At 39.6% G+C, this 20,795-nt stretch carries 21 protein-coding genes and 3 pseudogenes; 11 read left to right on the top strand and 13 right to left on the bottom strand.

Translation table 11 applies throughout. The features are described from left to right. Positions 1-23: 23 nt before the first annotated feature. Complete coding sequence (locus V7K49_RS11315; protein WP_335205588.1) at positions 24-470, bottom strand: sensor histidine kinase; 447 nt, start codon at positions 468-470, stop codon at positions 24-26. Beyond that, positions 461-949, bottom strand: coding sequence for a hypothetical protein (locus V7K49_RS11310; RefSeq protein WP_335205635.1), 489 nt, complete (start codon positions 947-949; stop codon positions 461-463). The genes V7K49_RS11315 and V7K49_RS11310 overlap by 10 nt, the downstream gene beginning before the upstream one ends. Positions 950-1,079: 130 nt before the next feature. On the opposite strand from V7K49_RS11310, the pseudogene V7K49_RS34650 reads away from it, so the two are divergent. From V7K49_RS34650 to V7K49_RS11285, 5 genes and pseudogenes are all read left to right on the top strand, one after another. Next, positions 1,080-1,343 (top strand): annotated as a pseudogene (locus tag V7K49_RS34650) (creatininase family protein); the annotation flags it as partial. A gap of 177 nt (positions 1,344-1,520) precedes the next feature. Beyond that, entirely contained in the window at positions 1,521-2,024 is a 504-nt protein-coding gene (locus V7K49_RS11300; RefSeq protein WP_335205587.1) for a 2TM domain-containing protein, read from the top strand. Positions 2,025-2,295: 271 nt separating this feature from the next. Further along, positions 2,296-2,562, top strand: a pseudogene (locus tag V7K49_RS34645) (IS1634 family transposase); the annotation flags it as partial. A 159-nt stretch (positions 2,563-2,721) separates the two neighbouring features. Further along, on the top strand, positions 2,722-3,576 hold the full coding sequence (locus V7K49_RS11290; RefSeq protein WP_335205632.1) for a calcium-binding protein: 855 nt from the start codon (positions 2,722-2,724) through the stop codon (positions 3,574-3,576). Then, positions 3,573-3,875, top strand: coding sequence for a hypothetical protein (locus V7K49_RS11285; protein ID WP_335205586.1), 303 nt, complete (start codon positions 3,573-3,575; stop codon positions 3,873-3,875). Before V7K49_RS11290 ends, V7K49_RS11285 begins: the two co-directional genes overlap by 4 nt. A gap of 440 nt (positions 3,876-4,315) precedes the next feature. Here V7K49_RS11285 and V7K49_RS11280 read toward each other — a convergent pair whose 3' ends face one another. The 3 genes from V7K49_RS11280 to V7K49_RS11270 form a co-directional block, all read right to left on the bottom strand. Then, positions 4,316-5,374, bottom strand: a complete 1,059-nt coding sequence (locus tag V7K49_RS11280) for a 3-deoxy-7-phosphoheptulonate synthase (protein WP_334871263.1) — start codon at positions 5,372-5,374, stop codon at positions 4,316-4,318. Between the two features lie 198 nt (positions 5,375-5,572). After that, positions 5,573-7,231: an alpha-amylase family glycosyl hydrolase gene (locus V7K49_RS11275; RefSeq protein ID WP_335205585.1), complete on the bottom strand. Its 1,659-nt coding sequence runs from the start codon at positions 7,229-7,231 to the stop codon at positions 5,573-5,575. Between the two features lie 755 nt (positions 7,232-7,986). Continuing rightward, positions 7,987-8,364 carry a DUF1823 family protein gene (locus V7K49_RS11270; protein ID WP_335205584.1) on the bottom strand — a complete coding sequence of 126 codons (378 nt, stop codon included), beginning with the start codon at positions 8,362-8,364 and terminating at the stop codon, positions 7,987-7,989. 125 nt (positions 8,365-8,489) lie between these two features. On the opposite strand from V7K49_RS11270, the pseudogene V7K49_RS11265 reads away from it, so the two are divergent. Together V7K49_RS11265 and V7K49_RS11260 are read left to right on the top strand one after the other, a co-directional pair. Then, positions 8,490-9,249 (top strand): annotated as a pseudogene (locus V7K49_RS11265) (BamA/TamA family outer membrane protein); the annotation flags it as partial. Between the two features lie 228 nt (positions 9,250-9,477). After that, positions 9,478-10,134 (top strand): pentapeptide repeat-containing protein, encoded by a 657-nt coding sequence (locus tag V7K49_RS11260; RefSeq protein ID WP_334871260.1) that lies wholly within the window; start codon positions 9,478-9,480, stop codon positions 10,132-10,134. Between the two features lie 193 nt (positions 10,135-10,327). On the opposite strand, the gene V7K49_RS11255 is transcribed toward V7K49_RS11260, so the two are convergent. From V7K49_RS11255 to fraC, 3 genes are all read right to left on the bottom strand, one after another. Next, a complete protein-coding gene (locus V7K49_RS11255) occupies positions 10,328-11,107 on the bottom strand; it encodes an ABC transporter permease (RefSeq protein ID WP_335205583.1) in 780 nt (259 codons plus the stop codon). Between the two features lie 244 nt (positions 11,108-11,351). Beyond that, positions 11,352-12,359 carry a septal junction protein FraD gene (gene fraD, locus V7K49_RS11250; protein ID WP_335205582.1) on the bottom strand — a complete coding sequence of 336 codons (1,008 nt, stop codon included), beginning with the start codon at positions 12,357-12,359 and terminating at the stop codon, positions 11,352-11,354. A gap of 52 nt (positions 12,360-12,411) precedes the next feature. Next, positions 12,412-12,948 carry a filament integrity protein FraC gene (fraC, locus tag V7K49_RS11245; protein WP_334873783.1) on the bottom strand — a complete coding sequence of 179 codons (537 nt, stop codon included), beginning with the start codon at positions 12,946-12,948 and terminating at the stop codon, positions 12,412-12,414. 236 nt (positions 12,949-13,184) lie between these two features. Here fraC and V7K49_RS11240 point away from each other — a divergent pair, with 236 nt between their 5' ends. Then, positions 13,185-14,321 carry a cob(I)yrinic acid a,c-diamide adenosyltransferase gene (locus tag V7K49_RS11240; RefSeq protein WP_334873781.1) on the top strand — a complete coding sequence of 379 codons (1,137 nt, stop codon included), beginning with the start codon at positions 13,185-13,187 and terminating at the stop codon, positions 14,319-14,321. 57 nt (positions 14,322-14,378) lie between these two features. Here V7K49_RS11240 and V7K49_RS11235 read toward each other — a convergent pair whose 3' ends face one another. The 3 genes from V7K49_RS11235 to V7K49_RS11225 all read right to left on the bottom strand — a co-directional run bounded on the left by V7K49_RS11235 (position 14,379) and on the right by V7K49_RS11225 (position 16,173). Further along, positions 14,379-14,669 carry a GGDEF domain-containing protein gene (locus V7K49_RS11235; RefSeq protein ID WP_335205581.1) on the bottom strand — a complete coding sequence of 97 codons (291 nt, stop codon included), beginning with the start codon at positions 14,667-14,669 and terminating at the stop codon, positions 14,379-14,381. Further along, positions 14,656-14,982: a diguanylate cyclase domain-containing protein gene (locus V7K49_RS11230; RefSeq protein WP_335205580.1), complete on the bottom strand. Its 327-nt coding sequence runs from the start codon at positions 14,980-14,982 to the stop codon at positions 14,656-14,658. Before V7K49_RS11230 ends, V7K49_RS11235 begins: the two co-directional genes overlap by 14 nt. Positions 14,983-15,936: 954 nt before the next feature. Continuing rightward, entirely contained in the window at positions 15,937-16,173 is a 237-nt protein-coding gene (locus V7K49_RS11225) for a hypothetical protein (RefSeq protein ID WP_334873779.1), read from the bottom strand. Between the two features lie 619 nt (positions 16,174-16,792). Between V7K49_RS11225 and V7K49_RS11220 the strand changes: the two genes are divergently transcribed. Next, positions 16,793-17,803, top strand: a complete 1,011-nt coding sequence (locus V7K49_RS11220) for a cyanophycin synthetase (protein WP_335205579.1) — start codon at positions 16,793-16,795, stop codon at positions 17,801-17,803. A 65-nt stretch (positions 17,804-17,868) separates the two neighbouring features. On the opposite strand, the gene V7K49_RS11215 is transcribed toward V7K49_RS11220, so the two are convergent. Beyond that, the gene (locus V7K49_RS11215; RefSeq protein ID WP_334873777.1) at positions 17,869-18,219 is read right to left on the bottom strand and encodes a hypothetical protein; all 351 of its coding nucleotides are present in this window, start codon (positions 18,217-18,219) and stop codon (positions 17,869-17,871) included. Positions 18,220-18,661: 442 nt separating this feature from the next. Beyond that, positions 18,662-19,117 (bottom strand): AAA family ATPase, encoded by a 456-nt coding sequence (locus tag V7K49_RS11210; RefSeq protein WP_335205631.1) that lies wholly within the window; start codon positions 19,115-19,117, stop codon positions 18,662-18,664. On the opposite strand from V7K49_RS11210, the gene V7K49_RS11205 reads away from it, so the two are divergent. Then, on the top strand, positions 19,089-19,235 hold the full coding sequence (locus tag V7K49_RS11205; protein ID WP_335205578.1) for a hypothetical protein: 147 nt from the start codon (positions 19,089-19,091) through the stop codon (positions 19,233-19,235). The two genes, V7K49_RS11210 and V7K49_RS11205, sit on opposite strands and share 29 nt — an antisense overlap. Positions 19,236-19,306: 71 nt before the next feature. Next, the gene (gene gatB, locus V7K49_RS11200) at positions 19,307-20,782 is read left to right on the top strand and encodes an Asp-tRNA(Asn)/Glu-tRNA(Gln) amidotransferase subunit GatB (RefSeq protein ID WP_335205577.1); all 1,476 of its coding nucleotides are present in this window, start codon (positions 19,307-19,309) and stop codon (positions 20,780-20,782) included. The last annotated feature ends 13 nt before the right edge of the window (positions 20,783-20,795 follow it).

Here is a 20,795-nt window from a genome sequence, read left to right as displayed (position 1 = left end):
GCATAGCACTTTATAGGTATTATTTACCCATACTCCTTAATCACTTCGATAGCTGGACGCTCTTGTGTAGCTCTCAAGCGACTATGCAAAATCATTAAAGTACTATCAATACCTGTATGCAAGTCAACTTCTTTAATTTCAGCTTCATCCAATCGCGAAAAAATTCGGAGCGATCGCACAATTTCTTCAATGCGGTTAGATCCCACACTCATTGATAATAAAAGTTTAGGAAGGTCTTCCTTAATAAAATCTAATTCAATTAATTTTGAAAATTCTTGAATTTCTCGGATTGTCTTTGGTGTATAGATTTCGGATAATTCTATTAGTTTTAATAAAGCTTCAATATATTTTTGAGCATAAATTAAGTTGCCATAAATAAAATTAACTGGATTATTAATTTCATGAGCAATTCCGGCTACCAATTGTCCCAAAGAAGACATTTTTTCTTCTTGTACTAACTTTAACTGCATTCTCCTACACCTAATGCACCAAGACACAGTAAAATTGTTGTCTGGTTATTGGCGTTGATTTGTGCCATAAAATCCCTTTCTGGTACAACGACAACTACTAACCAGTCGAGACCGAACTCGTCTTGCCAATTCATGACGTGGACAAATTCGCGATCGCCTTTAAACTCAAAATCCAGTTTTTGGGTGTCTTTAATTGCCTTAAAGTTGCCAAATTTATGCTGTAAATACTTTGCTGTCGCTTGAATTAAGGGATCACTACTATTTAATGCGCTTAAGCGTTGCGTTTTACCATTTATTAACGTAAATGGCCTGTGGCTATTAGAATTAGCTATTAAGCGATCAGAGTCACCAGGGCTAAGTGCAAGATGTGAGCAAAGAATAAAGTTTCTGGCTAGAGTTAGTTTGCCCACAATCTTGTTTCTTGTATCAATCCCGTTAAGATAAAAATGGCGTAATCCAAGTAATATGCACAGTTTCATTCCTCTAGAACGCTTTTTCCCTACCTCACCTGGACTGACATCCAGGCAATAGCAGATAAGGAAAATGTGGTAATCATCCAGTCTATGGGGGCAACTTGAATAACATCGCCCTTATCTGCGGTTAATTGTAGATGCTGAAACTAGTATTATGTTATCGATTTTGCCAGAACAAGTGAAGCTAGAGAAAACTGTTGCAGAGTATCCCCCAGAACAGTCAGAAATTAGTTTACTGAGTTGGGAAGGTAAGTTACCTATGGCTTGGGTGACGCGAGATATCAGTAAAACTGAAGTGATTGACGACGCCACAACCGCAACTAAAGAAAAAGGCGATCGCATCCTCGAATCTGTCCCTAACGGTTGGGTACAAGTTATTAAAGATATTTATGCCTATTGACAACCAAAAGTGCAGGAGCGATAGACGCATTTTACTCAAAGTTAAAAATACAATACATTAGACGCGCGACAACATCCAGATTTGCTAATGTAGAGATAATAGAAATAGTACTGGCGTAGCTGCTTAAAATCTATTGGGTAGTAAATTTCTATTAAAACTAATATAAGCGAAAGAATTATGACAGCGTTTGAACCTCAAAGCATCCGCTCTTATAGCCAAGAAGATGTCCAACAAATTCTGCACTTAGCGATCGCTCGTCAAGCTAATGACAAGGATACAGAATTTTCTTATGAGCAGATATTAGAAATTGCTGCTGAGTTAGAAATATCACCTGATTCTTTAAAATTAGCCCAACATGATTGGTTAGTACAACAGGGTCAAGTTCAACAGCGAAAGGCTTTTGACACCTACCGCATCAGAAAATTTCAGAAGCATCTAGCCAATTATGTCATTTTCAATGGCTTTTTTATACTTATCGATTTAATCACTGGTGGCGGAATTTCTTGGTCGCTGTACATTTTGCTATTCTGCGGATTGCCTGTAGGGCTGGATGTCTGGAATACTTTTCAAATCAAAGGCGAAGAGTATGAAATGGCATTCCAGAAATGGAGTCGTAAGCATCAGATTAAGAAAACCATCAGTACATTTTTGAATAAGTGGTTTAAGGGATTACAGGCTTAGGAGATTTGCTTGCGTAAGCGTACCCGCACGGAGAATCGAGCTAGGCGTAGCATCTCGTAAACAAGCTCGTCGTAGACATCGCTAATTCAAAAAAAACCCCCGCAGGAGAATTTGGGGTCATATCTACCGCAATACTTGTTGTGTAATACCACTGAAAGAAAATCTGAATAAACACAGTAATTATATTAGGATTAATATTGATGTTATCTAATTGGCTGAAGTATTTTTTCTATCTTTCTACGGATATGAGAGTCTATCAATAGTCTGAAAAATGGGGTTATGCTTACTAGTTTATCCACTTGAACACAGACAAATTAGAGCCGCTTTATCAGCGTCAAAATTAACTGTTAAAAATTAATTAGGTAAATCAATGAATAACCTCACATTGAAGTGGATATTTCAATGCTTTCAATCAATTCATCTTGTGACGTTAAACCAGGAAATAGATATTTGTAATTTAACTCCAGAGAGAAATTTTATTCCCATATTCTTACCAGAAGATTGCCGCCGTTACTACAACGCAGGCTCCAGTATCTGAGGTATCGACACAGCATAACCTCCTGCTAACTGGAACTTGACCGAATCGCGTTCCTTAAAAACTTGAAAAAACATTCCTTCTCTTTTCCTAAGCACGGTTTTTAGACTAAGTGTGTGCACCTCAGGAATTTGGAAGTAGAGATAAGCAGGCAATGACCAAATTGATGGAGGAAGCGGGCTTGATGATGTTAGCTATGTAAATTCTCCTAACGGTGTTATTGTCAACATCAACGAATCCCAAAGCTATAGCAACATAGCCTATCCCCTCGACCTCGAACCCTCCTTTAATATTTCAGCAGGGAAAGCCTTCGATGGTTTTGGCAATACTGACACCCTCCAAAATCTGGAAAACATCACAGGCTCTAACTACAATGATGTCTTAATTGGAAATACCCTCAACGGCTTGGCTGGCAATGACCTGCTCATTGGCAACGGCGGTGATGACATTCTGGATGGTGGTGACGGCATTGACACCGTTAGCTACCGTCGCTCATTCAACAGTTCTAACATTGGCGTATCTGTTGACCTAGCAAATAACATCGCTTTCGATGGCATTGACGGACTCGACACCCTGAGAAATATCGAAAACATCATCGGTTCTCAGTTCGCCGATCGCCTCATTGGTGACAGCAACGCCAACACAATTCTTGGTGGCGATGGCAACGATATTATCCAAGGAAAAGAAGGAAGCGATCGCCTCTTCGGTGAAAACGGCAACGATGAAATCTTTGGTGGCGTTGGAGATGATATCGCCGCAGAAGGTAACAATCTGATTGGCACAGGTTCCGGTAACGATATCGTCTATGCAGGTTCCGGCAGCGACTGGATATTTACAGGTGCGGGAGATGATGTCATTTATGCCGCAGAAGGTAACAACTTAATTGCAGCAGGCACTGGCGATAACTTAGTTTATAGTGGTAGCGGTCGCGATTTATTTGTTCTTGTTTCTGGTGCTGGTTCTACCACGATTGACCAATTCCAAGCTTTGATCGCTTTGGTGTTGTCGGTGGTTTGAGCTTCGATCAACTGTCTATCACCCAAAATCGGCAGGGCAATGAGTTCTCCACTCAGATCAGTATTGCCTCTACCGGATATTTACTTGCCAGCCTGAAGTGGGTAGAAGCTAGTTCCATCACCCGCAACTCATTTGTTGATTTAGAAAGCTTAGGAATATCACTACTAAATGGAACCGCAGGTCGTAGCAACCTGGCTGGGTTGATGACTTCTGGCGTTGAAACAGGACTATCTGTTTCCTCAGTCCTTGATCTCCAGCAGCAGGCGATCGCTTCTGGTAGTCCTTTCAATCTTGCTTGAAAAATGATCTAAAAACCTAATCAATTAGTTGCGATTCCTTGAACAACTTATCAAAGATAGGTTGTTCGAGGAAATTTATTTCCATAGGTACGTGCGATTGTAGGATTCATCCTAAAAACTGTGCGATCGCAGGTTTTTTGAATAAATCATCAGTGTTTATCCATATTTAAGGTGAGTTTTATGGAACTAAAAAAGGCCAGGAGGCAGTGCAGGCAAATCTTTTGGGTAAATGTCAATCCTTCGGGTTTAATTAAGTAATCAAACGGACATGATATAAAATTCTTGTTTAGTCCTCTTGAGGGGACTTTAGCTATTAGCCTTGGAATTCTATTCCGAGGCGGGATAGAAACGAAGCGGGGATTGTCATATATGGGTAATGACAAGCCCTACTAGCGTTGGGGAGTAAGATTCAAAGCCTCTGAAAACCTCCGCTATGGTATTTACTTAAGTTTTTCGTGAGCAGCCAAAATAATTTTTTCGGTTTCTTCCCAGCCAATGCATTTATCAGTTACAGAAATCCCATATTTTAATTCTTCTTGTTTACCAGTAATTGATTGATTACCTTCATACAAATGGGATTCCAACATCATCCCAACTATTGATGTATTACCATCCACTATTTGCTGAATAATATTTTCTAAGACAATACCTTGTAATTTGTAATCTTTATTGGTATTGCCGTGGCTACAGTCAATCACAATTCTCGGTGGTAAATTTGCCTGTTTTAATTTCTCTTCAACCAGTTTGACATTTGCTGGATCAAAGTTGGGCTGAGTACCACCCCTTAAAATTACGTGACCGTAGGCATTACCTCTAGTTTGAAATACGCTGACCTGTCCGTTTTGATTAATTCCCAGAAAATTATGCGGGTTTCTAGCTGATTGTAGGGCATTCAAAGCTACTTGAATATTACCGTCAGTACCGTTTTTAAAACCTACAGGCATCGAAAGCCCACTTGCCATTTCGCGGTGAGTTTGTGATTCGGTCGTGCGTGCTCCGATGGCAGACCATGTAATCAGTTCACTAATGTATTGAGGGATGATTGGATCTAGTGCTTCTGTGCCAGTAGGTAATCCTAATTCTGTAATTTTTAATAACAGGTTCCGGGCAATTAACAAACCATTTTCTACATGGAAAGAATCATCCATATCTGGATCATTAATTAATCCTTTCCAGCCTACAGTTGTTCTTGGTTTTTCAAAGTACACTCGCATAACTAGTAGCAAGTTATCCTTAACTCGCTCGGCCAATATTTTCAATCTCTCAGAATATTCGAGCGCTGCTTTTATATCGTGGATTGAGCATGGGCCAACTACTATAAATTTTCTGCGATCCTGAAAATCCAGGATATGTTCTATTTCCTGTCTAGATGCTAAAACTCTTTGTTCAGCTAATTGTGTTAAAGGTAATTTTGATTTGACTTCATTGGGAGTTAATAAAATGCGATCGTTCTCGATGTTAGCGTTGTCGATATTACTATTAAATAATTTGTTGTGCATGGGGATGATTTGGCAATTTTATATCCGCACTTCAACTCAAAAGTGTAACACAAACCGATGATATTTTAAAATAGCCGATTTTTTGCTTGACAAATTTCTAATTAAACTGTATACGAGTAAGATAATAACTGAAAAAGGGAAAAAATGTTTCCCCTTTTCTTTCCTATTGGACTACTGACTCAGCAGTAGTGTATATCATTACTGCCATACAAACACTTTGGCTTCGTATGGTCCCAAATCAGCTATGATACCATCGTCACTAGCTTCGACATCATAATTCCCTGTCCACTCGTGCCATGTACCACCGCTTGCTAAATTAGGAACATGATAGTCACCTAGAAAGTTTTCTGAAAAATTAGCTACCACGACTACACGAGAACCTTCATCATTCCAACGAGTATAAGCTAATACTTTTGCCTCTGGATTTTCGTGGATAAAATCAATATTTTCTGTGTAGAGGGCATGATTATTTTTACGCAGGTTGGTTAAGCCTTTGTATGATTCAAATAAACCACGATTAAAATCATTACCTAACAGCGTCCAATCAATTTTGGCTGATTCAGGTTGTTTAGGTTTATACTCGCCAAATTCCTCTCCCATCCAAATCAAAGGTACACCAACAGCAGTCATCAGGATGGCTACTCCTAATTTAGCCCGCCTAAAGGCATCTTCGTCAAAAATCTCACGGTTCCCCAATTCAACCATGAGATGGTTATGGTCGTGGTTGGTGAGGTAATTTACCACATTAGTAGTACCCAAGAAGCCTTGGCGCTTGCAGTCAATGACCTCTTTGAGACGCTCTAAATCAAATGTATCACCGCAGATATGTTCTAAAATGCAGTGATAGAAACTATCATGCCAGCAACCATCCATTGGCCCATCTACATTGGTAATGCTGGTAGTTTCAGGAATGTATTCGGCAACGTTGTAAAAAGGCTTCATCCTAGCAGTTTTTTTGGCTTCTTGAACAATCCAGTGCATGAAGTCGTAGTTAGCAATTTGCCGCGCTGCATCATAGCGAATACCATCAAGATGATATTCCCCAATCCAAAAACGGATTGTATCACCGATAAATTTCCACGCTGGATGAATATCTAATTTTTCATCATAATGTTCATAATTAAACTCAGGTCCCCAGTTATTACCAGGGTCACGGGGAGAGTGATGATACCAATAATCGTGGTCAATTTGTGTTAAAGGAGCAGATGCTTCTGAGTGGTTATAAATACCGTCAAGAATCACACGAATACCTATAGCATGACACTCATCAATCAATTTTTTTAACTCAGCAGTTGAACCATAACTAGATTCTGTTGCAAAGAAGTGGCGGGGATTATAACCCCAACTATAATCACCAGGATATTCTTTAAGTGGCATCAACTCAATAGCGTTGATTCCCAGTTCACACAAATAATCTAACTTTTCAATGACATGTTTGTACTTACCTCGTGCATAAGGGTCATCCTCACCACCAGAAAAGTCACCGACATGTAATTCATAAATTACCAATTCTTGGTCAGCAGGTAAAGGTTTATCATCATGTTGCCAAATATAGGTATCAGTAATCCTTTTACCATCTTTTACCTGGATAACACCATCATCTTTTCCACTTTGTTCATCTATATCAGTTGCATAGGGGTCTGTCACATCAACCCATTGTTCTGGTTCAAAAAACCATGAATTTGACTGGACGCGGAATTTATATTTATAAACGCCGTCTTCTAGTTCAACACTTGTACGAAAATAACCATCATCACCTTTTTCCATCGGAATTTCTTGCCAATCAGAAAAAGAACCAATTAATGCGGCTCCTTTGTTGTAAGGTGCAAATAAATCAAATTCAATTGGCTTTGCCATAGAAGTATTTATAATATCAATGGTTGATAGGAGTATTTTCTGATGCTCAATTGAATTTGCAAATCACTCTAGAGAAATAATTATATAGTTAGTGCTTCTATCTTCAGGAATAATTGATAAACAATTTATAAAAGTTAACTATTTTTTGGCAATTTTTGACTGTTTATAACATTTATTTTTTGATTCATATCCAAATTCACTGTAGTGCAATTTGGTCTGATGATACTACTAAAATGAAAATCTTATTGTATCCGAGTGCAAGATTTTAGCAAATAAATTAATAGCTTTTTATTAAGTTCTAAAACAGCATATATTCGGGAATAAGAACAATACGCTTGGGTTAAGGATATTTGTAGGTTGGGTTGAACATTCGTGTTACCCAACAAACCACGAAAAATATTGGGTTTCGTTCCTCAAACGCCACTTGCTTCTCCCTACAGCCCTTTTCAAGAGAGGAGACGCTGTTCGCGTTCGGGCATCCTACGGCAGGCGCTAGCCTCTGGCAATGTGAGAAAGGGAGACGCACAAGGGACAAGTCGGGAAACCGCAAGGGCGCAGTGGCTCCCCAACCTACACTGGTTTTAGTTTTTGGTTTTAACTGAACTGTATTGGTAATAATAAGATCTTTTTTACTAGAGCAATCTGATTTAATTTGTGATAATTACAACCCATAGATCCCTGACAACTTTTACGAAGTCGGGGATCTTGTTTCTCAGAAATGATTTAGGATTGCTATAAATATCTGCCGCATGAAATTACTCAATTTTGCCGTTAGTTTGTTGCAGATAACTTAACAACCAATTCGCCGCCGTCGCCCTGCGAGTTTGTCGAGGCCCAAATTCACCAATTTTGTAACCTTTGAAACCCAGTTTTTCTTTTAGCATTTGTTTATTTTCAGCAGGAATGGAACGAGTCAATTTGACTATTGCAGGGCGAGATTCAATGAAATCTGGTGGTTGTGGGTACTCATCTTGCCATTCTGGTGTAACTTGGCTAGTGTCCCATTGTGCAGTTGAGGAATCATAGCGATAGCCTAAATAATGCCATAGCAACTGGTTGACTGTGGCATCATCAAGTTTCTCGTCAAGAATTGCCCAAATTGTTTCTGTATTCAGTGGTGGTAGGTTAGACATAAGCAATTCCAAATTTAAAGTTGAAAAACTGACTAGTAATTAAAATAAATCGTAATTCGTAAATAGGGGATTTGTTCCGAAATATAGTCGGTGGCAAAGAAACGAGGTGATTAAGGGTGGGATAATTGCGATCGCCAAGAGTTGAATTTGCCCTATCCCTGGGATTTACCTATGAGGATGGTCAAACTTTTCTCTTCGATAACCTTGCAACCCCCTTTGGTATTGGCCCTGACGCCAATGGAGTTAGCCGTACCAGTATAATTAAATTTGGTCAAGACTATATTAAGCGCGAACCTCAAGGAGCTTGATTTTTGCGTAGGCGTAGCCCGCCGCAGGCATCGCAATTTAGTTTTGGTATTGACATATTAGATGCAACTATCAACAATCACCCCATCCCTAATGGTCGCTTTTTCAGTTGGTTGGGTGAAGTACAGCGCGTGCAGCATCTATTGCTCATCCAAGCAGACTTGCAGCTAACACCAGATAGCCTTTTAACTTCGCAGCAATTCGTCATTGGCGGTGGACAGTCTGTAAGGGGATATCGCCAAAATATCCGCTCAGGGGATAATGGATTTCGTGTAGGGATCGAAGATCGGATCACAGTGCAGCGCAATGAATCTGATTATCCACGATTCAACTCGCACCATTTCTCAACATGGGAGCCGTCTGGAATAAGTCTAATAATCCCAATCCGCTACCCGAGCAAACTTTTCTGGTGGGGCAGGCTTAAGATTATTGTGGAATCAGGCAATGGGAATTGATAATCTGTATTTGCGGCTCAATTATGGATTTCCATTTATCGATCTGAGCGATCGCGGTAATAACGCCCAGAATGATGGTTTTTACTTTAGCCTTCGCTATCAACTTAGTAAAGTGGTGCGTTAGTCTTTAGCGTAACCCACCCTACCAACTTGACTTATCAATGTTTCCTGACTTATGTCAGCATTTTTTGTTTTAAAAACCACTTCAAAAGCGTATTTTCAGGTTATTAGCGATTTTTTAGGAATTTATTTTTGATTATTTACTGAGCTGATCTCCATTTGGGGTGTACTCTCAATATACGGTAACTATCTACTCGATCTTTGAGATAAATTACACCCAGAGGTGAATCCCATGAAAAATTATGCTGATAAGCAGGAATTTATATTAAGTCAAATTACAAATAAATATTTTCAGCGCCGAGATTTCAGTGGATGTGACTTGAGTGGAATCGACCTGAAAGGAATTGATTTAAGTGGTGTTAACTTCATCGGAGCGGATTTGCGTGATGCAAATCTGTGTGGCTGTATCCTCACTCGTGCTAATTTAAGTGGCGCAAATTTGATGCAAGCTAGCTTACGTGAAGCTAATTTGTATGAAGCATCTTTGTGTGAAGCTAATTTGATTAATGCTGATTTAACACGAGCAAATTTGTGCGGAACTTTCTTATGGCGGGCAAAATTCATAAATAGTAATCTTTGGGGTGCTTCTTTGTGTGATGTAGATTTGAGAGAAGCAGACCTAAGTGAAGCCAAATTAATTGAAGCATCACTGATTGAAGCTAACTTAGTTAGAGCAAATCTCACAGGAGCAAAGCTATGTGGAGCAAAATTACTAGAAGCTAATTTAACTGAGGCCAACTTAACTGGTGCAGACCTGACATGGGCAAATTTAACCAAGGCAAACTTGAGTAAGGCAAACCTTTGGGAGACAAACCTAATTTATGCTAAGTTCCGAAATACTATCATGCCTGATGGCACAATTAAGCAACCTCAGATAGTGATTTATTAAAAGAGTTAGGAGTGATTCAATTTTATATTTTAGACTTCGGCAACTCTTGGAGACGCTACGTGAACGCTCAGTCCTTCGACTTCGCTCAGGAACCATCGAACGATTTTAGATTTTAGATTTTTCCTTGAATTTAAAATCTAAAATTAGCAGAGTTAGGAGAAAATAACTTTCTGTTTGTTCTTCTGCCCAATGACTAAAATTCGCGTTGTGAAAAGATAAGAATAGCGATCGCTAACAACATGGCACTATAAAGTAAGCCATAGCCAGCATTCATAATTAGTGCAGTTGTGTTAGGTAGTGCTTGCAGACCATAAACAGCATCATTTTTCAAATCTAATCGAGATAAATCTGGTAAGATGAGAAACAAACCTTGAGTTAGACGTTCCATACCAGGGTTGTGACTAAGACGACCAAGTTGTACTAAATCTTGAGTAATATTTCCGATTAAATATACTGCAAAGGTTAAAATAGTTGCTAGTAAAGAAGCAGTAAAAACACCAAAGGTAATAGCCACAGCGGTGATTAATGACAACTGCAAAAATAAGAAAATTGCCGCAATTAGAATGCTCACCGTTGGATGAGGAATGTTACCAAATTGTAGGAATATCAGATAAATTGCTGTCATCGTGGCGATAAGTACAGCTAGTACTGCGGATAAACCCAAATATTTGCCGACGATAATTTCGCTGCGGCTGACAGGTTTAGCAATTAACATTAAGACAGTGCGTTTTTCAATTTCTTTATTAATCAGTCCCGTACCAACAAATATCGTCACAATTAACCCGATGGCATTCATCGCCGCCATCCCAAAGTCTAAAAACATTTTGTCTTCAGTCGTAGCTGCAAATTCAGGAAGGACACGGAAAGCAGTGGCAAGTATTAAGGCATAAAAACCAATAATATATAGGATGCGATCGCGTACCACTTCCTGAAATACATTTTTTGCCAATACAAAAATTCTGTTAATAGTCATTTGTTATTTTTCCCTGATCTTCTCATCTCCCTCACCGAAGTTGAGATTTTAAATTTTGGATAATGGAATTGAATAATTCAAAAGCGTTTGACTGAGCGCTCACGCCGTACCACTTCGTGGAAGCAAGCTACGCGTAGCGTTCCGCAGGAAAGTCAAAGAATTTAAAAATGTCTGTCCCTTACGCGTCTTGTAAAAGTTGCCCCCAAATTTCAATGCAAGAACAAATCCAAAATCCAAAATTGAGTCACTGCTGCGGAGGCGCTGATCCAGCAATTAATTTATTGATGCGATCGCATTCAATTTCTGCAACTGTAATCTTATTCTCTGAATTGTTAGTTGTTGCAATTGGTTCAATCCCACAAGATTTTTTCAAGTAATAGCCCCGTGGGTTAGAACTTGGGCCTATCCAAATACTTAATAAATCTAATATATATCCAGACTTAGTATTAGCTACACGCGGTTCAACGTGCCATAGTTCCTTCTCTTCATATCTCTCCAGGTTTTTTTGAATTACTTCCGTACCCAGAGTTCTTACCCGCTGTTTCGCATCTAGCAACCATTTTTCTACTTCTGACCAAGGTCTTTGAGCTATTTCTTCTACTACTCTTGGTTGGAGTTTTTCTAGAATTACAACACCGTTTTTCGGTATTTTTACTCGTTCTTCTGTTCTGACAACAAAGGCACTACCTTTAAAAGTATCTGCCTGCAAACTGGGATATTGTTGGAACCAATTATCCATCACAAAGTAAAACTGAATCCAGCAACTTAACAGCATACTACTAGCAACTAAAATTATGATTCTTTGGCGGTCTTCTGGCTTAGGAATTCGAGCTTTAGCGTCGGTGTCATTTCCTTCAATAAATTCTGGTATTGCTGTAATTAGTGCTGAAATTGTCGGCCAAAAAACGATTGTTCTTGATGTAATTACATCCTGTTGATTTCCAAAGGCAAAAACGCTAACTAAAAATCCAGTGATCACTGCCCCAACTGGCATAAAAGTACCAGGAACCCTCAAAGGATCTTCAGTTGTATACCAAGCTGTGCCGGCAATTAAAAATAACCAACCGAAAAAGGCAATTATATCTTTGATATAACCGGTAGCACAGTATGAAAGTACCCAAGAAAAAACACTCAGATAAATAAATGTCTGCCAGGAATAAGCTTTGGGTGGAACTAATACCTTTCTAATTCCCGCATAAAGCCCTTCAGTAAATTTAAAAATCCCAAATACATCTTTAAATAGCGTATTCATGTTCCTCACCACACCTGATTAATCACTATTCTTCCTTTGAAGTAAATTCTTCTTACTTTGAGCGAAACAATAAAATAATGGTGATAGCAGTATAACTCACAGAATTCGCTATTAACGTAGTAGTGACTAAATTGGTACTTTGTAATCTAATATTGCTAAAACTCCGCCAACGCCGCCGTTGAGATGTTTGAGGTTCCTCTTCTTTTTTAGCAAATGATTCATTTAATAATAGTAGTAATACTTGTAAAAGGAAAAATTTCATCAAAAAAGTAGCAAAGAAAAATCCAAAAGCGGTTAAGATAATTAACGTTTGTGTTTTCGGTGTAAAATAATTAAAAAATATATAGTTAATTAATTCTGATTTCACCTGGATCGGCAACATTGGTTCTGATATAAAAAATATGATCCAACCAATTACACTTGAAAACAGATTGATAGAAATGGCATAAAAAATACTGGATTTTTTGTCAAATTTTAGTCGATTGTGGAAAACATATGCTTCGATGGGGATGGCAATCAGTACAAATAAAAAGTCAAACAGAATTCCACCAATGGGAAAAATCCTGGGAAGTATCCAATTTTCAGGCATAAATGGTCAACGGTAAGGGTTAACTGTAGAGAGTATAACTGGGATAGTGAGGGTGATGGGGGAAATTATCACATTGTTCTTGTCCTTTACCATGTTGGTGTGCCAGTATTCCTTTATTGATATTGTTAATATATCAAGCTGATGCTTGTACGAGCGTGCTAGTGGGGCAGTTTCTCAGATGAGATGACAAGACGTTAGGTAAGATTAAAGATTGCCACGTTATAGCTTTTCGAGAGATGACAAGGAACGGTATTGGTATTCGCACAGCGCAAGTGCGTCAGGAGCGGCTCATTGGTCAAATTCACGTCTACGATGGCGTGGGTAAAGGTAAGTCTCAAGCGGCTTTGGGAGTGGTTTTGCGCTCCATTGGCTTGGGGATAAATACGCCTAGCAATTCTAACCGGGTTTTACTGCTGCGGTTTTTAAAAGGCCCGGAACGTGATTACGATGAAGATGGCGCGATCGCAGCTTTGCAGCGCGGTTTTCCCCATTTAATTGACCAAGTTCGCACTGGGAGAGCCGAATTTTTTGGGCATGAAGAAATTACCACCTTTGACCGAGATGAAGCGGAGCGGGGTTGGGATGTAGCCAAAGGTGCGATCGCCAGTGGTTTATATTCAGTTGTGGTCTTAGATGAAATTAACCCTGTTCTGGATCTAGGTTTGTTACCAGTGGATGAAGTGGTAAAAACATTAAAATCCAAACCCCAAGAGTTAGAAATCATCGCCACCGGACGCGCCGCGCCGCAAAAGTTGCTCGATATTGCAGATTTGCACTCAGAAATGAAACCTCATCACCACCCAACAGCTAAAGCCCTCTTCCTTGAGGGGATTGAAATTTATACTGGTGCTGGGAAAGGCAAGTCTACCAGTGCTTTGGGCAAAGCTTTACAGGCCATTGGTAGAGGAATTAATCATCCCGGGTCTACCCGTGTGTTGATTATGCAGTGGCTTAAAGGTGGTAGCGGGTATACAGAAGACGCAGCGATCGCTGCCTTACAGCAGTCATATCCAGAAGTGGTGGATCATCAGCGCTGCGGTGGAGATGCGATCGTCTGGCGAAATTCCCGGCAAGAATTAGACTACGTAGAAGCCGAACGGGGTTGGGAAATCGCTAAAGTTGCGATCGCCTCTGGACTCTATAAAACTATCATCCTCGATGAACTCAATCCCACAGTTGACTTAGAACTCCTCCCCGTTGAACCTATTGTCCAAGCTTTGCTCCGCAAACCCCGCGACACCGAAATCATTATCACTGGTCGCTGCCAAAATCAACCAGCGTACTTCGACTTGGCTAGCGTCCACTCAGAGGTTTATTGCCACAAACACTATGCCAATCAAGGTGTAGAACTCAAACGGGGGGTAGATTTTTAGGCGTTGCTGATAAAGAGTATAAATTTAGTCTCACGCAAAGGCGAGGCAATAACAAATTTATTTACTTCTGGGTAGTAGAATATTTTGCACAAAGCGATCGCGTCCTGCTGCCTTTGCTTGATACAACGCCCAATCCGCTGCGGAAATCATTTCTTCCAAGTCAGAATCTGGCTGAGGAATTTTTGTCGTAAACTCGACACTAATGGTTACATGAGGACTAACTTGGGAATTTCGATGAGGAATTGCTAGTGTGCAGACAGCATGGCAAATTTTGTCGGCAACATGAGTCGCCTCCTCAGTGTCTGTGTTAGGTAAAATCACAGCAAATTCTTCTTCACCATAGGGCAACTAGGTCTGCGGGACATTTAATAATATCTTTGATGGCTTTAGCAATTTCTTGAAGACAGCGATCGCCTACCCGATGACCATAAGTATCGTTATATAATTTGAAGAAATCAACATCGCAAAGAATCAGCGAAAGGAACCGTTGCTCCCATTTCAGGCGCTGCCACTCTTGGTTAAAATACTCTTCAAACCGTCGGCGGTTAGCTACTTGAGTTAATCCATCGATAGTAACTAATTGCTGCAATTCCACATTAACGGCTTCCAGTTTTTGCTGTAACTGAGATTGTTGAATCAAGCGTTTTACCCGTTGTCGCAAAACTGGCTAGTGAATCGGTTTGTTAACATAATCCATTGCCCTCACTTCAAATGTACGGTCAACTGACTCTTGATCTTCAAGTGCTGTAATCAATTAAAATTGAGATGGTAGGTGGATTTACGCGCCTGCTGTACTAGGCTTTTCTACCAAATGCACTCGCGATCGCTAATGTGCGAATGATGCGAATAAACTTGAAGTTACTGGCTCACGAACATAGACGCGTAAAGGCTTACTGTTTGGTGAATTATCAAGGGTGGCTCAGAAACTCGGATTTGGAAAGGTAGAATATAAAGGTCAATATGCTCGTTGGCAACATTCAGAATTTTTAAGTGAAGCGTCAATCAATTTTGGATTTTAGATAATAGAATTTAGATTGACCCCAGCAATCAAGTTACTTACTTGTCAATTAATTTTAGATTTTGGATAATAGAATTATTCTCGCGTTTAAATTCGCCTGCTCTCAAACATGCATTAAATTTTGGATTTTGAATCTTCTCTACGAGAGCCTCCGCCAACAATTCCATTATCCAAAATTTAAACATCATAAATTTGGTGAATTGCAATCTGGAGTTGTAACCGATGTCTAAGGGCAGGCTACGCCTACGCATTTTTAATTCTTTTATCATGCCCTAACTTTACTACAAGTGCGTATACGCCCAGAGGCAGACTTCTTGTACCGCTACTTTTAAGCAAGCTACGCCCATGATCACAAGAAAAGGGTAGTGGGGATTAAGAGCAAGGGTTATAGGGATTGAATTTTCCTTTCCCCTTTAACCCTTCCCTTTTCACCACAAGAGTGCAAAAGTGCCTTTTGCAAGAGACGCTCATGAACAGAGTCAGGACAAAGCACCCTCTACGCGAACACAATTTAGAACGAAAATCTCTTTCCCTGTTCCCTATCACCTGTAAGCTGTTCCCTATTTTCAAGATAGGTCTATTGCCTATACTTGTACTTTAAATGACAGCTTCTTGGTGTTGACAATCAAAAACAACCATGTAGGAAGCATTTGGTATTTCCTGGGGGAGGTGCCGCATATAGCCATCGGCATCAGAACGGCTGCGGAAGCGAGCAACAATCTCCCGTTGTGTATTAGGAAGTAGACGAGCGATCGCCCAAGAATTGAGGCGTTCTTTATAGGCAATAGCCGGATTGTCTGATTTGGTAGCTTTGTTATCCGTATTTTCTGGCATAATTATGTTATCCGTATGAAGTTTCATCAAGGGCGTCAATTAGTTTCTAGGTAGGAATGCACTAACGCTTTTTTTAATGCTGCTGCCACCTTGTTATTCGATTATTTATAGATTGTCAACACTTAACGCTATATTTTAGACCAACTAAGTTGGAATTTTCAGGTGGCTATGAATCTCAAAACCTTAATTTGCAATTGTTTCCAGGACACAACAAAGCTCAAGCAGAAAGTTTGGCAAGTATTGGGTTTGCATGATTTGTATGCATACACAGAAGTAAAGTCCGTATCAGTGGTAAAGCCAACATTAATGTCTGAAAAAATACTCTTGAAACTCAGTTGCAAATGAACAATAACGTGCCTAAGATTAATGGGCGCAGACACACTGTTAAATTTTCTATAAGTGCGCTCAGTAAAGCCATATTGCGGACATTTACGTTTTTTATAGTTAGTCTATATACTTAGATTTTAATAGTTTCTTTAGATATTAGAAAAATAAATTTTTCCTCAGGTTTTTACTAGAGTTTTAGGGACAATACATAGTGCAATTGTTTAATTTAGAATATCTTGACTAATTACTATAAAAAAGTTAATATTTCCCCGAACAAATTATAGTTATGATAATGGAAACACCATTTGTAACATCAATAATTCAAAAAGTAGCAGAGGAAATAGGAGCAGTAGTTTTAGTTGACCCCGAATGCACCTTTGTGGGACTGATTACGTTTAAAAACGGCAACAAAACCTTTTTTCGTACTACTAAATTCAGTATTAATTCTTCTGCTTCAGCCGCAATAGCAAAAGACAAAGGGGTTTCGAGCTTTTTTCTGAATGAATTTGGCTATAAGGTTACTGAAGGAAAAACATTTTTTAGTGAAGAATTATGCGAAGAAATAGCTAATCCCAGGAATATAGATGCAGGATTCTATTATGCTAAAGAGTTGGGATTTCCCTTAATTGTCAAGCCGATTAATCTCAGTCAAGGAACATTTGTTACAAAGGTTCACAACAAGCAAGAATACTATCAAGCAGCCAAGAAAATCTTGCAAAAAATCTCAGGGTTTATTGTTGAGCGATTCTATAGTGGCAATGACTATAGAATTGTAGTACTTGATGATGAAGTAGTTTCAGCATATCAAAGAATTCCTCTATTTATAATGGGAGATGGTCAATCTAATGTTTTGGAACTTCTGCAACAGAAACAGGAAACTTTTATCAAAAATGGTAGAAAAGAAATCATAGATTTTGAAGATTACAGAATCAAAAAAAACTTGCGAAGACGGAAGCTAAATTTTAGTAGTGTTATACCTAAAAATAATATAGTCTATCTTTTAGACAATGCAAATTTATCGACTGGAGGTGAGGCAATAGACTTCACTGAAAATATCCATCCAGACTTTCAAAAATTAGCAGTAAGTATTACAAAAGATATGGAATTGAGATTAGCAGGTGTGGATATTCTTACTAATGATATAACGTCACCAATGGTAGATTATACAATCATTGAAGTAAATGGCGCTCCTAGCTTAACTCACTATGCTTCATTTGGTGAAGTTCAGACGAAAAGAGTAGAAAATTTATATCTCAAAATTCTCAAAGCACTTGAAAATCAGAATAATAGAGAAAACTATTGATTTTAACTGGAGGCGGAGCAGGAGTTGCTCCGCTCTAGAATTCTTCTTCAATTCTACGTATCTCTTCACCACTTCTTATCTAGTAGCGATTCAAATTCAGCTTGTAAGGCGGTTATATCCGCCAATCTTGCGACTAGTAAATTATCCTTACCAGCATCACTTAAACGTACTTTCCAATAACGAATACTGTCTGAGTTGTTCAACCAAAACTGAATCACGGTATCTACCACTTGATCTAGATTCCAACCCCACTTTGCTGGAACTGGTTCCACCGATTCTAGAAACGTATCTAGTGTACACGTATACATTCCTAAATATTCCACGCCTTGGTGGGGTAGTTTTTGCCCATTTTGCTGTTGGTGATTAAAAAACTGTAAAAGTGGAGATACTCCTACAATATCAAAAGTGTATTTCATCCTAGTACTCCCAGTTTTAAATTACTTGCAGTAAAGCTTTAGTTTTTTTAATATAATATCTGACAAGTAACTAAAGCATCTAGAAAAAGTATAGTTTTGGCCTATATCATAGGCATTAAACCTCAGTCAAAAATTAGCACTAACAAGCCGAGAGTGCTAATATTTAATTAATAGTTTGATTTATTATTAAAGAGTTTGAGGCATTAAGAAAGGTGTTTGTATATTTTTAATAATTATTTAATTAATTCCCTGACGACGTGTAAAGGCTTGCTCCTCCCTAACCCTCCTTAAAAAGGAGGGAATTAGAGCCAGCCGTGTGCGGGAGTTCCCCCTGTTGAGCAGACTAGCGTAGGTAGGTTGGGGGGATCTTCGGGGCTAATTATCACTAATCCAAGCGTATTGCTTTAGGTGTAGGATTAAATTTAATATTTTTACTACCAGTTCAAGAAAAGTGGGAAATCTTTTGTAAAAACTCTCTGACCTCTGTTGGTTTGCAGAGAATAATAACTTGTTGTTTTAGTGTTATTTGACTAAGTTTTTCTAGAATTCCGGGACGACGAGTAATTGGGTATGACCAGATATATTTGAGAAATTCCCAGTTCAATATTTCAGGACAATCTGATGCCATATCAGGTCTAGATTGTCCAGCATACATTAAGCGACGTTTAATCACTCGCGACAAACATAAAAGACGGGGAAAATCCAAAAAAATTACCGTGTCTGCAACCGATAAACGAACGTCGAGAGTACCCCTATAGTTACCATCCATGATCCAATATTCTCGTAGGGTTAGGTCTTGGATTATGCTCTGCCATTCAGCTTTTGGAGTCTCAACCCAGCCAGGATTCCAGTACCAAGCATCCAAGTGAATGACTTCTAAGCTTAAAATGGTTCCCAGTTCGCGGGCTAAGGTAGATTTACCAGCACCCCCAGAACCAATGATTAAGATTTTCTTCAGCTTAGGTTTGCATCTTCCTTTTCAAGCTCAAGAGGGTAAGCATTACTCACCCAAATAACCGTCTTCAGGGCAACTCAATACGCCGCTACAATAGTACCACTAGAAGGATTATGCCAAAATATTGATATTATGACCACTGCTACGACCGTAAAAACTGAGTATGAAGCGATTATTGGTTTAGAAACCCATTGTCAGCTGAGTACCAATACCAAGATTTTCTCTAATAGCTCTACGGCATTTGGTGCTGACCCAAATACTAACATTGACCCGGTTTGTATGGGTTTACCTGGGGTCTTACCTGTACTCAATGAAAAAGTATTAGAATACGCTGTCAAAGCTGGTTTGGCACTAAATTGTCAAATCGCTAGATATAGCAAATTTGACCGTAAACAGTATTTTTATCCGGACTTACCCAAAAATTACCAAATTTCTCAATATGATCTACCGATCGCAGAACATGGTTGGTTAGAAATTGAATTGGTAGATGCTGAGGGTAACCCCATTCGCAAACGTATTGGCATTACGCGTCTGCATATGGAGGAAGATGCTGGAAAATTGGTTCATGCAGGCAGCGATCGCCTTTCCGGTTCTTCCTATTCTCTGGTAGACTACAATCGCGCAGGTATACCGTTAGTGGAAATTGTCTCAGAACCTGACCTGCGTTCTGGACTAGAAGCTGCTGAATATGCCGAAGAGTTGCGCCGGATTGTGCGGTATCTCGGCGTGAGTGACGGCAATATGCAAGAAGGATCTCTGCGTTGCGATGTCAACATTTCTGTGCGTCCGGTGGGGCGAGAGGAGTTTGGCACTAAGGTAGAAATTAAAAACATGAACTCGTTCAACGCCATCCAACGGGCGATTGACTACGAAATTGAGCGCCAAATTGCCGCCATCGAAGCAGGCGGGAGCATTATCCTAGAAACTCGTCTATGGGAAGAAGGCGCTCAACGCACAATTAGTATGCGGGTGAAGGAAGGTTCTAGCGATTACCGCTATTTCCCCGAACCAGATTTAGCACCAATTGAGGTGACGGATGCCCAATTAGAGCAATGGCGCAGCGAATTACCAGAATTACCAGCCCAAAAACGCCATCATTATGAAAGTGAGTTGGGGCTTTCGGCTTACGATGCGCGAGTGTTGACAGAAGATCATCCCGTAGCGGAATATTTTGAAACTGCGATCGCAGCTGGAGCAATTCCGAAAGCTGCTGCAAACTGGATTACTCAAGATATCGCAGCCCACCTCAATAAGCAAAAACTCAGTATTACTGAAATCGCCCTGACTCCCACCAATTTAGCTGATATCATCACTCGCATTGAAACGGGCAAAATTAGCAATGCTCAAGCTAAAGAAAAGTTGCCAGATTTGCTCAGTGGTATTTCTCCTGACAAAGCCTTTGCTGGTCAGGAGTTAATCACCGATCCTAATGTACTGGAACCCATCGTTGATGAAGTAATAGCCGCCAATCCCAAAGAACTAGAAAAGTATCGCAACGGTAACACCAACCTCAAAGGCTTCTTTGTCGGACAAGTTCTGAAAAAAACAGCCAAACGTGCTGATCCTAAGCTGACTAACGAATTGGTGGAGAAAAAACTGAACGCCTAGTAGTCTGTCATAG

The sequence above is a fragment of the Nostoc sp. genome (assembly GCF_036919675.1).
Classification (GTDB): Bacteria; Cyanobacteriota; Cyanobacteriia; order Cyanobacteriales; family Nostocaceae; genus Nostoc.
The sequence above is the reverse complement of the archived record's forward strand: the minus strand, read 5'-3'. Positions and strand labels throughout refer to the sequence as shown.

Coding starts and splice junctions, on each gene's coding strand:
- V7K49_RS11315 (WP_335205588.1), bottom strand. CDS start 470: ATGCAGTTAAAGTTAGTACAAGAAGAAAAAATGTCTTCTTTGGGACAA.
- V7K49_RS11310 (WP_335205635.1), bottom strand. CDS start 949: ATGAAACTGTGCATATTACTTGGATTACGCCATTTTTATCTTAACGGG.
- V7K49_RS11300 (WP_335205587.1), top strand. CDS start 1,521: ATGACAGCGTTTGAACCTCAAAGCATCCGCTCTTATAGCCAAGAAGAT.
- V7K49_RS11280 (WP_334871263.1), bottom strand. CDS start 5,374: ATGCACAACAAATTATTTAATAGTAATATCGACAACGCTAACATCGAG.
- V7K49_RS11275 (WP_335205585.1), bottom strand. CDS start 7,231: ATGGCAAAGCCAATTGAATTTGATTTATTTGCACCTTACAACAAAGGA.
- V7K49_RS11270 (WP_335205584.1), bottom strand. CDS start 8,364: ATGTCTAACCTACCACCACTGAATACAGAAACAATTTGGGCAATTCTT.
- V7K49_RS11260 (WP_334871260.1), top strand. CDS start 9,478: ATGAAAAATTATGCTGATAAGCAGGAATTTATATTAAGTCAAATTACA.
- V7K49_RS11255 (WP_335205583.1), bottom strand. CDS start 11,107: ATGACTATTAACAGAATTTTTGTATTGGCAAAAAATGTATTTCAGGAA.
- fraD (WP_335205582.1), bottom strand. CDS start 12,359: ATGAATACGCTATTTAAAGATGTATTTGGGATTTTTAAATTTACTGAA.
- fraC (WP_334873783.1), bottom strand. CDS start 12,948: ATGCCTGAAAATTGGATACTTCCCAGGATTTTTCCCATTGGTGGAATT.
- V7K49_RS11240 (WP_334873781.1), top strand. CDS start 13,185: ATGACAAGGAACGGTATTGGTATTCGCACAGCGCAAGTGCGTCAGGAG.
- V7K49_RS11225 (WP_334873779.1), bottom strand. CDS start 16,173: ATGCCAGAAAATACGGATAACAAAGCTACCAAATCAGACAATCCGGCT.
- V7K49_RS11220 (WP_335205579.1), top strand. CDS start 16,793: ATGGAAACACCATTTGTAACATCAATAATTCAAAAAGTAGCAGAGGAA.
- V7K49_RS11215 (WP_334873777.1), bottom strand. CDS start 18,219: ATGAAATACACTTTTGATATTGTAGGAGTATCTCCACTTTTACAGTTT.
- V7K49_RS11205 (WP_335205578.1), top strand. CDS start 19,089: ATGACTTCTAAGCTTAAAATGGTTCCCAGTTCGCGGGCTAAGGTAGAT.
- gatB (WP_335205577.1), top strand. CDS start 19,307: ATGACCACTGCTACGACCGTAAAAACTGAGTATGAAGCGATTATTGGT.